This window comes from Kitasatospora sp. NPDC088264 (genome assembly GCF_040685715.1).
Taxonomy (GTDB): Bacteria; Actinomycetota; Actinomycetes; order Streptomycetales; family Streptomycetaceae; genus Kitasatospora.
The window spans coordinates 195,213-208,951 of sequence record NZ_JBFBIR010000004.1 but is presented as its reverse complement, the minus strand read 5'-3'; the positions used below and the strand labels follow the sequence as shown (position 1 = coordinate 208,951).

The 13,739-nt window shown below is 73.9% G+C and carries 11 protein-coding genes and 1 riboswitch; of the genes, 9 read left to right on the top strand and 2 right to left on the bottom strand.

What is annotated here, in order from left to right; translation table 11 throughout:
- Positions 1–8 precede the first annotated feature (8 nt).
- The 5 genes from AB0O82_RS05895 to AB0O82_RS05875 all read left to right on the top strand — a co-directional run bounded on the left by AB0O82_RS05895 (position 9) and on the right by AB0O82_RS05875 (position 4,947).
- On the top strand, positions 9–992 hold the full coding sequence (locus AB0O82_RS05895; RefSeq protein ID WP_363580589.1) for a CoA ester lyase: 984 nt from the start codon (positions 9–11) through the stop codon (positions 990–992).
- A gap of 11 nt (positions 993–1,003) precedes the next feature.
- Positions 1,004–1,507 (top strand): MaoC family dehydratase, encoded by a 504-nt coding sequence (locus tag AB0O82_RS05890; protein WP_363580587.1) that lies wholly within the window; start codon positions 1,004–1,006, stop codon positions 1,505–1,507.
- A gap of 146 nt (positions 1,508–1,653) precedes the next feature.
- Complete coding sequence (locus AB0O82_RS05885) at positions 1,654–2,856, top strand: acyl-CoA dehydrogenase family protein (protein WP_363580585.1); 1,203 nt, start codon at positions 1,654–1,656, stop codon at positions 2,854–2,856.
- 533 nt (positions 2,857–3,389) lie between these two features.
- Positions 3,390–4,082, top strand: coding sequence for a phosphatidylserine decarboxylase (locus tag AB0O82_RS05880; protein ID WP_363580583.1), 693 nt, complete (start codon positions 3,390–3,392; stop codon positions 4,080–4,082).
- Between the two features lie 40 nt (positions 4,083–4,122).
- A complete protein-coding gene (locus AB0O82_RS05875; protein ID WP_051710986.1) occupies positions 4,123–4,947 on the top strand; it encodes a CDP-alcohol phosphatidyltransferase family protein in 825 nt (274 codons plus the stop codon).
- Between the two features lie 102 nt (positions 4,948–5,049).
- Here AB0O82_RS05875 and AB0O82_RS05870 read toward each other — a convergent pair whose 3' ends face one another.
- The gene (locus AB0O82_RS05870) at positions 5,050–6,483 is read right to left on the bottom strand and encodes a hypothetical protein (RefSeq protein ID WP_363580581.1); all 1,434 of its coding nucleotides are present in this window, start codon (positions 6,481–6,483) and stop codon (positions 5,050–5,052) included.
- Between the two features lie 345 nt (positions 6,484–6,828).
- A complete protein-coding gene (locus AB0O82_RS05865) occupies positions 6,829–7,950 on the bottom strand; it encodes an alpha/beta hydrolase (RefSeq protein ID WP_363580579.1) in 1,122 nt (373 codons plus the stop codon).
- A gap of 263 nt (positions 7,951–8,213) precedes the next feature.
- A riboswitch (cobalamin riboswitch) is annotated at positions 8,214–8,346 on the top strand.
- Positions 8,347–8,453: 107 nt separating this feature from the next.
- Here AB0O82_RS05865 and AB0O82_RS05860 point away from each other — a divergent pair.
- The 4 genes from AB0O82_RS05860 to cobO are packed head-to-tail and all read left to right on the top strand — an operon-like array spanning position 8,454 to position 13,734.
- Positions 8,454–9,422, top strand: coding sequence for a cobalamin biosynthesis protein (locus AB0O82_RS05860; RefSeq protein WP_363580577.1), 969 nt, complete (start codon positions 8,454–8,456; stop codon positions 9,420–9,422).
- A complete protein-coding gene (locus tag AB0O82_RS05855) occupies positions 9,419–10,957 on the top strand; it encodes a cobyric acid synthase (RefSeq protein ID WP_363580575.1) in 1,539 nt (512 codons plus the stop codon). Before AB0O82_RS05860 ends, AB0O82_RS05855 begins: the two co-directional genes overlap by 4 nt.
- Complete coding sequence (locus AB0O82_RS05850; RefSeq protein ID WP_363580573.1) at positions 10,954–13,122, top strand: putative cobaltochelatase; 2,169 nt, start codon at positions 10,954–10,956, stop codon at positions 13,120–13,122. The genes AB0O82_RS05855 and AB0O82_RS05850 overlap by 4 nt, the downstream gene beginning before the upstream one ends.
- A 6-nt stretch (positions 13,123–13,128) precedes the next feature.
- On the top strand, positions 13,129–13,734 hold the full coding sequence (gene cobO / locus AB0O82_RS05845; protein ID WP_363580571.1) for a cob(I)yrinic acid a,c-diamide adenosyltransferase: 606 nt from the start codon (positions 13,129–13,131) through the stop codon (positions 13,732–13,734).
- The last annotated feature ends 5 nt before the right edge of the window (positions 13,735–13,739 follow it).

Sequence of the window (13,739 nt, the reverse complement as noted above, 5' to 3'; positions counted from 1 at the left end):
CCACCCTCATGTCTGCCCACCCGTCGCCCGCCGCCACCTTCAACCGACTGCGCCCGCGCCGCTCCTGCCTCGCCGTGCCCGGCAGCAACCCGCGCTTCCTGGAGAAGGCCCAGGGCCTCCCCGCCGACCAGGTCTTCCTCGACCTGGAGGACGCCTGCGCCCCCCTGGCCAAGGAGAGCGCCCGCCACCACATCGTCGACGCGCTCAACAACGGCGACTGGGGCGGCAAGACCCGCGTCGTCCGGGTCAACGACTGGACCACCCACTGGACCTACCGCGACGTGATCACCGTCGTCGAGGGCGCCGGCCCCAACCTCGACTGCATCATGCTGCCCAAGGTCCAGGACGCCGAACAGGTCAAGGCGCTCGACCTGCTGCTCACCCAGATCGAGAAGACCATGGGCTTCGAGGTCGGCCGGATCGGCATCGAGGCGCAGATCGAGAACGCCAAGGGCCTGGTCAACGTCGACGCCATCGCCGAGGCCTCGCCCCGGCTGGAGACCATCATCTTCGGCCCCGCCGACTTCATGGCCTCCATCAACATGAAGTCCCTGGTGGTCGGCGAGCAGCCGGCCGGCTACCCGGCCGACGCCTACCACTACATCCTGATGCGCATCCTGATGGCCGCCCGCGCCAACGACCTCCAGGCGATCGACGGCCCGTACCTGCAGATCCGCAACCAGGAGGGCTACCGCGAGGTCGCCCGGCGCGCCGCAGCCCTCGGCTTCGACGGCAAGTGGGTGCTCCACCCCGACCAGGTCGGCGCCGCGAACGAGATCTTCTCGCCCTCCCAGGAGGACTACGACCACGCCGAGCTGATCCTCGACGCCTACGACTGGTGCACCTCCGAGGCGGGCGGCGCCAAGGGCTCCGCGATGCTCGGCGACGAGATGATCGACGAGGCCAGCCGCAAGATGGCCCTGGTCATCGCCGGTAAGGGCCGGGCCGCCGGCCTGGAGCGCACCACCAAGTTCGAGATCCCGGAAAGCTGAGGCCCGACGCGATGCAGTTCGGACGCACCTACGAGGAGTTCGAGGTCGGCGCGGTCTACAAGCACTGGCCCGGCAAGACCGTCACCGAGTACGACGACCACCTCTTCTGCCTGCTCACCATGAACCACCACCCGCTCCACCTGGACACCAACTACGCCGAGCGGACGACGGACTTCGGCAGGAACGTGGTGGTGGGCAACTACGTCTACTCGCTGCTGCTGGGCATGTCCGTCCCGGACGTCTCCGGCAAGGCCATCGCCAACCTGGAGATCGAGTCGCTGCGGCACGTCGCGCCGACCTTCCACGGCGACACCCTCTACGGCGAGACCACCGTCCTCGACAAGTGGCCGTCCAAGTCCAAGGACGACCGCGGCATCGTGTACGTCGAGACCAAGGGGTACAAGCAGGACGGCACGGTCGTCTGCATCTTCCGCCGCAAGGTGATGGTGCCGACCGAGACGTACGTCAAGGAGCGCGGCGGCGAGCAGCCCGGCCGCCCGACTCCCCTCTCCTAGGGCCCCGAATCCCCTGAGACCCCGGAGGGGCCGGCCGCCGTCATCGGCCGGCCCCCACCCGGAACGGGGGCCCTGCCGCCGCAGCCACGCCGGCAGGGCCCCCGGCAATCCCCCCCCCGCCCCCTTAAACCTTTCGGAGCCGCACGATGGGACGCCTGGCACAGACCGACGGCCTCACCGAGATCCAGCGGGACATCCTCGCCACCGTGCGGGATTTCGTCGACAAGGAGATCATTCCGGTCGCGACCGAGCTGGAACACCAGGACGAGTACCCGACCGCCATCGTCGAGGGGATGAAGCAGCTCGGCCTCTTCGGCCTCACCATCCCCGAGGAGTACGGCGGCCTCGGCGAGTCGCTGCTCACCTACGCCCTGGTGGTCGAGGAGATCGCCCGCGGCTGGATGAGCGTGTCCGGCATCGTCAACACCCACTTCATCGTGGCGCACATGATCAACGCCCACGGCACCCAGGAGCAGAAGGACCACTTCCTGCCGAGGATGGCCGCCGGGGAAATCCGCGGCGCGTTCTCGATGTCCGAGCCCGGCCTCGGCTCCGACGTTTCGGCCATCTCCACCAAGGGCGTCAAGGACGGGGAGTCCTACGTCCTCAACGGCCAGAAGATGTGGCTCACCAACGGCGGCACCTCCACCCTCGTCGCGGTCCTGTGCAAGACCGACGAGGGCGGCAGCACCCCGTACAAGAACATGACCACCTTCCTGATCGAGAAGACCCCCGGATTCGGCCCGAACCCGACCGTCCCCGGCCTCACCGTGCCCGGGAAGATCGAGAAGATGGGCTACAAGGGCGTCGACACCACCGAACTGGTCCTCCAGGACGTCCGGATCCCGGCCGACCGCGTCCTCGGCGGCGTCCCCGGGCGCGGCTTCTACCAGATGATGGACGGCGTCGAGGTCGGCCGCGTCAACGTCGCCGCCCGCGGCTGCGGCGTCGCCCGCCGCGCCTTCGAACTCGGCATCTCCTACGCCCAGCAGCGCTCCACCTTCGGCAAGAAGATCGCCGAGCACCAGGCCATCCAGTTCAAGCTCGCCGAGATGGCCACCAAGGTCGAGGCCGCCCACCAGATGATGGTCATGGCCGCCCGCAAGAAGGACGGCGGCGAGCGCAACGACCTCGAGGCCGGCATGGCCAAGTACCTCGCCTCCGAGTACTGCAAGGAGGTCGTCGAGGACGCGTTCCGCATCCACGGCGGCTACGGCTTCTCCAAGGAGTACGAGATCGAGCGGCTCTACCGCGAGGCCCCGATGCTGCTCATCGGTGAAGGAACTGCGGAGATCCAGAAGATGATCGTCGGACGCCGACTCCTGGAGGAGTACCGGATCGCGGAGTGAGCACCGGGTCACCCCGGCTCGACGAGCGGCCCCCGGGGCGCTCCGGGCCGGCTGGACGACCCCTTCCGAACCGCCGGTCGACGGGCGTGCGGGCCCGTCCCGGCCACCCGCCGTGCCATCACGGCCCCGGCCTGGTCCGCCGGGGTCCGGCACGGCCCTCCGGAAGCGGCCGCAGGGCGTACAGCTGCGGCGACACGCCCCGCGGCCGCTTCCGCACACCCTCGACGGGCCGTGTCCCGCACCCCCGGCGACCGCGAACGGCCCGTTCCGCCCACCGGGTTCCGCCGACAGGCCTGTTGAGACAAGTGTCACCAGCCCCGTCCGGTCCCTTGGGAACCGGACCGGGGCGAGCTACGGTCGTAGAGGTGGGACGCGCACACGCGCTTCCACCGGACACGTGAACGAGCAGGCGGGTTGCCCACCCACCGTGTGCTCCCGATAGCATCCACCGGGACAGCAAGCCGTCCCTCTATTACCCGATCCCGCGGTGGCCCCCGTCCAGCGGCCATGATCCCCCGCGACAAAGGTCTTCGATGCCCATCAGCCCGTCCCCTCACACCTCCGTCACGGACCGCGATGCCCTCGCAGCCACGACGGCCGGTCGGCGACCCCGCGTGACCATCGCGCGCGGAGCCACCCCCTGGTTCGTCCCCACCCTCGCCACGGCCGCCGTGACCACCGCCCTCACCCGGCGCAGCGGCAAGTGGGCCCTGGCAGCGGTACCCGCCTGTGCGCTCGGCGCGGGCATGCTGTGGTTCTTCCGCGACCCCGAGCGTGAGATCGGCGCGGGCAGAGTGATCTCCCCCGCCGACGGCGTGGTGCAGAGCATCGACGCCTGGCCGGACGGCCGCACCCGGGTCGCGATCTTCATGAGCCCGCTCAACGTCCACGTCAACCGCGCGCCCCTGCCCGGCACGGTGACGTCGGTCGAGCACGTCGCGGGCGGCTTCGTCCCCGCGTTCAACAAGGACAGCGACCAGAACGAGCGGGTCGTCTGGCACTTCGACACCGAGCTCGGCGACATCGAGATGGTGCAGATCGCGGGGGCCGTGGCCCGTCGCATCGTGCCGTACGTCGCCGCCGGTACCAAGGTCGAGCAGGGCGACCGGATCGGTCTGATCCGGTTCGGCTCCCGGGTCGACACCTACCTGCCGGCCGGCGTCGAGGTCGGCGTCGAGGTCGGCCAGAAGACCACAGCCGGGGTGACGCGCCTTGACCGTGACTGATCCTGAGACAATCGTCGGCCTGGACGACGAGGAGACGGCCCTGCGCCGTCGCCGCTGGGCCCGCGACCGCGAGCTGCGCGCCCCGCGCTCTCCCCAGCACCTGTCCACCGCCGACTTCCTGACCCTGGGGAACGCCGTCTGCGGCTTCCTGGCGATCTACTCGATCACCACCGGGGTCCTGGTCCCGCACATCACCAACCCGGACGCCGCACCCGACCGGCACAGCGCCGCCACCGCGGTCACGCTGCTGCTCATCGGCTCCATGTGCGACCTCTTCGACGGGCTGGTGGCGCGCAAGCTCCGCTCCTCCGCCCTCGGAGCGGAACTGGACAACCTGGCCGACCTGATCAGCTTCGGCATCGCGCCGGCCTACTTCGTCGCCGTCTGGGGCATGGTCTCGCAGGGCTCCAACAGCAAGCTCTCGGCGCTCATCGCGATCACCGTCCTGCTCGCGGTCGTCCTGCGGCTCGCCCGCTTCTCCGCCGTCAAGATGCGGCCCGGGGTGTTCCAGGGCATGCCCTGCCCGATGGGCGCGATGACGGTCATCGCCATCGTGCTGCTCGACCCGCCGTTCCTGCCCGGTCTGCTCGCCATCTTCGGCGCCGCGTACCTCATGGTCAGCCGGATCGAGTACCCCAAGCCCCAGGGGCTGCTGGCCACCGCCACGCTGTGCTGGATCGTCGTCTCGATCGGCTGCCTCGCGGCCTGGGCGACCGGCCTGCCCGGCGGCGACGCCCTGATGCACGTCGGTGCCTTCGCCCAGATCACGCTCGCCGCGATGGCCCCGCTGCTGGTCATCCGGCGCAAGGTCGGACAGAAGGTCGGCGACGTCCGCGCCAGGCGGGCGGAGTCCCGCCTCGGCTGAGTCGTTCCCGTACGCGAGAGGGGCCCGGATCCAGTCGGATCCGGGCCCCTCTTCGTCGTGCCCGCTCTTCTCCTCGTCGCGCTCGTTCTTCGACGGGCGCTGCTACGCGCCGCCGGTGTGCACGCTGAACGCCGAGCGGCGGGCCGCCCGCGCCACGCCCGGATCCGGGTGCACGCCCGAGACCGCCGTCAGCACCGAGGCCGCCCGCGGGTGCCCCGACTGCCGGGCCCGGGCGAACAACCGCACCGGATCGCCAGCCGCGGCGCCCTCGACGTGGCCCACCAGCAGCTCCGTCTCGCCGTGGTCCAGCACCGCCGCAGCCGTGTCCACCCACAGCCAGGCCGCGTCCTCCGCCCCCAGCACGTCCGCCGGCGAAACGCCCTCGTCCGAGCGTTCCGCCAGCCACAACAGCGCGTACGGGCGCAGCACCGGCTCGTCCACCGATGCCCGCACCGCCTGCTCGGCCGGGCCGCCGGCCACCCGCAGCGCCTCGAAGGCCAGCCCGCGCACCAGCGCGTCGTCCCCCTGCGCCGCGTCCAGCAGCTCCGCCACCGCCCGATCGGCCGGACGGGCCGCCACCCAGGCGCGGAACTCGGCCCGCGCCGGGCCCGGCGAGTAGTCCGCGCAGGCGTTCAGCAGCTCGAAGGCGCTCTGCTCGATGTGCCCGGCCGCGGTCTGCGCGACCGTGCAGATCTCCTCCAGCTTCGCCCGCACCGCCCAGTGGCCCAGCGGCGACAGCTCGGCGGCCTCGTCCCTGCGGACCACGGCCCCAACGGCCGCCAGGCCGTCCAGCATCCAGTCCAGGACCGCGGCCACGTCCGCCGGCGACGGCGGGGTGTCGATCTGCGGCTCCCGGCACGTGCCGCGGACCGCCGAGACCGCCGAGGCGGCGTGCGGCACGGGCGACAGGCCCGAACCGTCCGTGCCGCCCACCCGCCGCTCGTCCAGCCCCCGGCGCAGCAGCTCCAGCAGTTCGCCGTCCGACACCGGACCGGCCACCAGGTGCAGGAACGACAGCAGTTGCGGCGCCTGGTCCACCGCCTGGCCGGCCAGCACCGCGAACACGCCCCGCAGGGCGGCGGGCGGCACCGGGGCGAGCAGCGTCCAGGCGTCGAACAGCGCCGACCAGCCGCGGACGACCGCCTCGTCGTCGTGCTCCCAGGCGTGCAGGCGCCAACCCGGGACCGCACCGCCGTCCCTGGCCTCCACCAGGCCGACCAGCAGCGCCTGCCCCCACGCCTTGGCGGCGGCGCCGACCGTCATGGCCAGCGCCCGACCCGCCGCACGGGCGTCATCGGGCAGCAGCTCGCCCCGCTTGTCGACCTCTTCCAGGTCCCCCGCCCAGCGGGCGATCCGGACGGCGTCCACCAGCATCCGGCGGGCCAGCGGCGCCAGCTCGGCCGGCGCGGGGAAGCCCTCCGGTACGGGAACCCTCCCCCGACCGGGCGCCGCAGCGGGCCCTCGTCGGCGGGGTACCCCGGCCCCGCCCGGCTTGCCGGCGGCGGGCCGGTGGGCCGTACCGGGGAGACGGGTCACCGTCGCACCAGTACCGATCGTCGGAGGGAGCGGGGCATCACGGTCGCGCGGATTCCGAGACGTCACGTCGAGCAGTCTTCCCCTTGTACCGGCCTTCTGTCACATCCGGTTGGCTGTACGGACGGGCGGCCGTCGACGGCACCTCCCCAAGATCGGGCAACAATCGGGCAACAGAGGCAAACCGCCTGGCCGGAAACAGGTGGCGGGGTCATGCCATCACGGCTCAACCCTTGCGGCGACGGTCGCGCTACCCGCCCGACCGGTCACACTCCGTGGCCGACAGGTGAGGTCCGGGTTCCGTACGGAGGCCCCGCGGGTGTGACTTCTCACGCGGGGGGGCTGGGTTCAGAGAAGGGGGGTGAGCCAGCGGCGGAGGAGTTCGGTGTAGTGGGTGGGGGCGGAGTTCCAGAGGGTGGCGTGGTCGGCGCCCGGGAAAGGCCGGAGGCTGACCACGCCGGGGCGGGCGGCGGCGAGGCGCTCGGCGGCGCGGAAGGGGGCGACCTGGTCGTCGGGGCTGTGCAGGAGGAGGGTGGGGACGCGCAGGTCGGCGCCCTCGGCGATGCGGCTGAAGTCGGCGAGGTCGACGCCGGTGCGGCCCTCGGCGGCGAGGGCGCCGAGCTCGGCGGCGGCGCCGGTGTAGCCGGCCCGGGCGGCGCCGCGGCGGGCGGTGGCGGGCAGGTCGAGGACCGGCGAGTCCAGGACGAGGCCGCTGATGGCATGGGCCCAGGCGGAGCGGGAGGCCGTCTGGAGGGCCATGGTGGCGCCGAGGGACCAGCCGTACAGGATGACCCGGCCGGCGCCGCTGTCGAGGGCGAGCCGTACCGCCGACTCGACGTCGCGCCACTCGGTCTCGCCGAAGTGGCCGAGCCCGTCCGGCGAGGCCGGGGCGCCCTGGTCGCCGCGGTAGGTGACGGCGAGGGCGGGCAGGGCGAGGCGGTCGAGGACGGGGAGGACCGGGAGGGTCTGCTGCCGGTCGGCGCCGGGGCCGTGGACGAGGATCACCCAGGTGCCGCGTTTGCCGTCGAGGCGCCAGGCGGGGAGGGCGCCGAGTTCGCCGTCGGCGGCGGTGTCGGTGAAGGGGAGGCCGAGCGCCTCGGTGGGGTCGCCGAGGTGGACGCGGGGGGTGAAGCGGACCTCGGTGCCGGGGGTGAGGGTGCCCCGGTCCGCGCGGACGAGGCGGCGGGTGACGCCGTTCTCGTCGCTGTGCAGGACCTCCTCGACGACGGCGTGGCCGTGGTCGTCCCATTCCACGGCCCAGCGGCCGGGGCGCAGGCTCTCGGGGCGGCGGTTGAAGGTGATCCGGCCCGCGGCGAGGCTCCGCACCAGGACGGGGCCGGACTCCCGGGCGGCGCTCGCCGGGTGGACCAGCCGTTCGGAGGCCCGGCGGCCGATCACCAGGACGGCGGCCCCGGCGGCCCCGGCGCCGACGACGGCGGCCGCCACGACGGCCGCGGTTCCCCAACGCATATCGCTCCCCGCTCTGCTGGTCTTGGACCGGACGGTGTCCGGGCGGTGTCCGGGCACCAGTTCACCGGGGGGCCGCGCGGGCGGCCACCGGGCTGGGCCGTCCGGGGCACGGCGGGGCCTCGGGCTGGGCGGGCGTCAGGCAGGGCGGGGCGGGCGGATCGGAGGTGGCGACGGGGCTCCGAGGTGTGACCAACCCCTCCGTGACCTCGGTTGACTCCCGGTTCGGCCGCGTGATGGGATCCTGGGGCCAAACGGAGGCATGCAGAGGAAGCCGGTGCGAGTCCGGCGCGGTCCCGCCACTGTCACCGGGGAGCACGCTCGGAACATTGCCACGGCGGACCGTCAGAAGCCGCTGGAAGGCCCGGGGGTGTGTCCGACCCGGAAGCCAGGAGACTCTCGCCCCCGGTACGTCGATCCAGGGCGCGGACCCTGAGTGAGGACACGCACGCGATGCAGGCTGCCCCGCCCCGCCGGACCCCACGCGGCCTTCCGCCGAACCCGCCGTGCGCCCGCTGACCCGCGCCGCCGCGTTCGCGCTCGGCGCCGCCGCGGGCTTCGCCGCGGACGCCCGCTTCGCCGACCCCCGGCGCGGCCACCCGGTGGCCGTCTTCGGCGGTGCGGCGACCCGGCTGGAGCGGCGGGTGTGGCAGGACGACCGGGTGGCCGGCGCCGGGTACACGGCGCTGTGCGTCGGCGCGGTCGCGGCCGGCGCGGTGGCCCTGGACCGTACGGTGGGCCGGCGTCCGCTGGGCCGGGCCGCGCTGGCGGCCGCCGCGACCTGGACGGTGCTGGGCGGCACCTCGCTGACCCGGGAGGCGCGCACCATCGGCCGGTCGCTGGCCACGGGCGACCTGGCGGCCGCGCGGGAGCGGCTGCCGCACCTGTGCGGGCGGGACCCGAGCGCGCTGGACGGGCCTCAGATCGCCCGCGCGGTGGTCGAGTCGGTGGCCGAGAACACGGCGGACGCCGTGGTGAACGCGCTGGTCTGGGGCACGCTGGCGGGCACCCCGGGGCTGCTGGCGTTCCGCGCGGTGAACACGCTGGACGCGATGGTCGGCCACCGCTCGCCGCGGTACGCCCGGTTCGGCTGGGCCTCGGCCCGGCTGGACGACGTGGCGGGCTGGCCGGGCGCCCGGCTGACGGCTCTGCTCACGGTGGCCGCCGCGCCGCAGCCGAAAACGGCCTGGCGGGTCTGGCGGCGGGACGGTTCGGCGCACCCGAGCCCGAACGCGGGCCAGGCGGAGGCGGCCTTCGCGGGCGCGGTGGGCGTCCGGCTGGGCGGGACCCTCCAGTACGGGGAGCGGGTGGAGCACCGGCCGGTGCTGGGCGCGGAGTTGCGGCCGGTGACGGCGGACGACATCGAGCGGGCCTGCGTGCTCTCCCGGCGGGTGGGCGCGCTGGCCCTGGGTACGACGGTCGCGGGGCACGTCGCGCTGCGCTTGCTGACGACACGGTGGAGGGGAAGGGCATGAGCAACGCACTGCTGGTCGCGGGGACGACCTCGGACGCGGGCAAGAGCGTGGTGACCGCGGGCATCTGCCGCTGGCTGGCCCGGCAGGGGGTGCGGGTCGCGCCGTTCAAGGCGCAGAACATGTCGCTGAACTCCTTCGTCACCGCCGACGGCGCCGAGATCGGCCGGGCGCAGGCGATGCAGGCGCAGGCGGCCAGGGTGGAGCCGGAGGCGGCGATGAACCCGGTGCTGCTGAAGCCGGGGGCGGACGGCCGCAGCCAGGTGGTGCTGCTGGGCCGGCCGGTCGCCGAGGTGGGCGCGCTGGACTACCGCGAACGCAAGCCCGTCCTGCTGGAACGGTCGCTGGAGTGCCTGGCGGATCTGCGCCGCCGCTACGAGGTGGTGGTCTGCGAGGGCGCCGGTTCGCCCGCCGAGATCAACCTGCGGGACCGGGACATCGCCAACATGGGCCTGGCGACGGCCGCCGGGCTGCCGGTGGTGGTGGTCGGGGACATCGACCGCGGCGGCGTCTTCGCGGCGATGTACGGGACGCTGGCACTGCTGTCGGCGGAGGACCAGCGGCACGTGGCGGGCTGGTTCGTCAACAAGTTCCGCGGCGACGCGCGACTGCTGGCGCCCGGCCTGGAGATGCTGCACGGGCTGACCGGCCGTCCGGTGCTGGGCACCCTGCCGATGCTGCCGGGCCTGTGGCTGGACGCCGAGGACTCGCTGGACCTGTCCACGGTGGTGGACCGGGTGGACGGCCGCGGCCCGCTCGGGGCGGACGTGCTGCGGGTGGCCGTGGTGCGCTTCCCCCGGCTGTCGAACTTCACCGACCTGGACGCGCTGGCGCAGGAGCCCGGAGTGCTGGTGCGCTGGGTGACCCGGCCGGAGGAACTGGCCGACGCCGACCTGGTGGTGCTACCCGGCACCCGGGCCACCGTGGCCGACCTGGCCTGGCTGCGCGAACGCGGCCTGGAGCCGGCGCTGAAGGCGCGGGCGGCGGCCGGGCTGCCGGTCCTCGGGGTGTGCGGCGGCTACCAGATGCTGGCGCGCGGGATCGAGGACGAGGTGGAGTCCGGGGCCGGCTCGGTCGAGGGCCTGGGCCTGCTGCCGACGCACGTGCGGTTCGGCGCCGAGAAGGTGCTGGCGCGGCCGGCCGGCACGGCGTACGGGCAGCGGGTCGAGGGGTACGAGATCCACCACGGAGTGGTGGCCGTGGAGGGGGGCGAGCCGTTCTTCTCCGATGACGACGGGCACGGCCTGGACGGCTGCCGGGTCGGCCCGGTGTGGGGCACCACCTGGCACGGCGCGCTGGAGAACGACGGCTTCCGCCGTGAACTCCTGCGCGAGGTCGCCGCGTTGGCGGGCCGGGCGTTCGTGCCGGCGCCGGACACCTCGTTCGCCGAGGCGCGCGAGGCCCGGCTGGACCGGCTGGGCGACCTGATCGAGGAACACGCGGACACCGACGCGCTGTGGAAGCTGATCGAGGGCGGGGTGCCGGCGGCCGGATCGCTGCCGTTCCTGGCGCCCGGGGCACCTGGGGAGTATGCATGAGTGACGTCCGCTATCCGTTCACCGCGATCGTCGGCATGCCCGACCTGCGGCTCGGACTGCTGCTCAACGCGGTCTCGCCGGCCGTGGGCGGCGTGCTGGTGCGCGGCGAGAAGGGCACCGCGAAGTCGACCATGGTGCGCGCGCTGGCCGGCCTGTTGCCGACCCTCGCGGCCGTCGACGGCTGCCGGTTCGCCTGCGACCCGGCCGCTCCGGACCCGCAGTGCCCGGACGGGCCGCACGACCGCCCTTCGGCGTCCGAACGCCCCGCCCAGCTGGTCGAGTTGCCGGTCGGCGTGGCCGAGGACCGGATCGTCGGCTCGCTCGACCTGGAACGGGCGCTCGCCGAGGGCGTCAAGGCGTACGAGCCGGGGCTGCTCGCCAAGGCGCACCGCGGCGTGCTCTACATCGACGAGGTGAACCTGCTCCAGGACCACGTCGTGGACCTGCTGCTGGACGCCGCCGCGATGGGCCGCTCGTACGTCGAGCGCGAGGGCGTGTCGGTGCGGCACGCCGCCCGCTTCCTGCTGGTCGGCACGATGAACCCGGAGGAGGGCGAGCTCCGGCCGCAGCTGCTCGACCGGTTCGGCCTGACCGTCGAGATCGCCGCCACCCGGGACCCGGCCGAGCGCGCCGAGGTGGTCCGCCGCCGGCTCGGCTACGACGCCGACCCGGCCGGCTTCGCCGCGCGGTTCGCCGCGGACGAGCAGGCGCTCGCCGAACGCATCACCGCCGCGCGGGAGTTGCTGCCCAAGGTGGAGCTGACGGATGTGGCACTGCGTCAGATCACCGCCGTGTGCGCCGCGTTCGAGGTGGACGGGCTGCGCGCCGACATCGTGATGGCCCGCACCGCCGTCGCGCTCGCCGCCTGGGACGGGCGGACCGAGGTGCTGGAGGAGGACGTCCGCAAGGCTGCCCAGCTGGCGCTGCCGCACCGGCGCCGCCGCAACCCCTTCGACGCGCCGGGGCTGGACGAGGAACAGCTCGACCGGACGCTGGAGGAGCACGCGCAGCCGCAGGAGCCCTCGGAGTCGTCGGAGCCCTCGGAGCCCGAGGAGTCGTCGGAGCCCGAGGAGCCCGGGGGCTCAGGAGAGGCTGAGGGCGACGGCGAGGGCGACGGCCCCGAGGACGACGGTCCGGGCCCGGACGGCGGCCCCGGCGGCGGCCCCGGCGGCGGCCCGGACGGCGGCGGGGCCCCCGAGCCCGCCTCTGGTCCGGAGGCATCGGCCGCCGAGCCGGACGAGCCGCTCCAGCAGCCCGTACCGGCCCAACACCCCGCCCCCGCACGGGAGTCGGCGCCGGTCGCGGCCGGCGACCCGTACCGGACCAAGCTGTTCACCGTGCAGGGCACCGGCCACGGCGCCCAGGGCCGCCGCTCCCCCGCCGAGACCACCGGCGGGCACACCGTGCGCGCCCGGCGCCCCCAGGGTGCGCTCAGCCGGCTGCATCTGACCGCCACCCTTCAGGCCGCCGCACCGCACCAGGCGGCACGCGGGCGGACCGGCCGGGCGCTGGTGCTGCGCAAGGACGACTTCCGCGAACAGGTCCGCCAGGGGCTGGAGTCCAACCTGGTGCTGTTCGTCGTCGACGCCTCCGGCTCGATGGCCGCCCGGCAGCGGATGACCGCCGTCAAGGGCGCCGTGCTGTCCCTGCTGATGGACGCCTACCAGCGGCGCGACAAGATCGGCATGATCACCTTCCGGGGCGCGGACGCCGAACTGGCGCTGCCGCCGACGTCGTCCGTGGAGGTCGGCGCGGCCCGGCTGGAGTCGCTGCCCACCGGCGGTCGCACCCCGCTGGCCGCCGGCCTGCTGCGCGCGCACGAGGTGCTGCGGGTGGAGCGGCTGCGCGACCCGAGCCGCCGCCCGCTGCTGGTCGTGGTGACCGACGGCCGGGCCACCGGCGGGCGGGACGCGCTCGCCCGGTCGCAGCGCGCGGCCGGGCTGTTCGCCGCGCAGGGCACCGCCAGCGTGGTGCTGGACTGCGAGTCCGGCCCCGTCCGACTCGGCCTCGCCCGTACCCTGGCCGGGCTGCTCGGCGGCACCGCCGTCAGCCTGGACGAGCTGCGCCCCGAGGGCGTCGCCTCGCTCGTCCGCGAGAACCGGCAGGACAGCCGGCGCGAGAACCATCGTGAGAACCGTGCCACCACCATGCGAAAGGCGGCCTGAGCCGACATGCCCAAGGGTGTCCCCGAGAGCGTCCCCGACGACGGCCTGACGACCCGTCAGCGACGCACGCAGCCGATCACCGCCGTGCACACCGGCCCCGGCAAGGGCAAGTCCACGGCCGCGTTCGGCATGGCGCTGCGGGCCTGGAACCAGGGCTGGCCCGTCGGGGTGTTCCAGTTCGTGAAATCCGCCAAGTGGAAGGTCGGCGAGGAGAACGCGCTGCGCGTGCTCGGCGCCTCCGGCGAGGGCGGGACGGTCGACTGGCACAAGATGGGCTCCGGCTGGTCGTGGATCCAGCGCTCCAGCGAGATGGAGATGGACAGCGAGGCGGCCGCCAAGGAGGGCTGGGAGCAGGTCAAGCGCGACCTGGCGGCCGAGACCTACCGCTTCTACGTGCTGGACGAGTTCACCTACCCGATGCACTGGGGCTGGGTCGACCCGGAGGAGGTCGTGTCGGTGCTCAAGGACCGCCCGGGCAGCCAGCACGTCGTCGTCACCGGCCGGTACGCGCCCGAGCCGCTGACCGAATTCGCCGACCTGGTCACCGAGATGACCAAGGTCAAGCACCCCATGGACGCCGGCCGCAAGGGCCAGCGCGGTATCGAGTGGTAGACCGT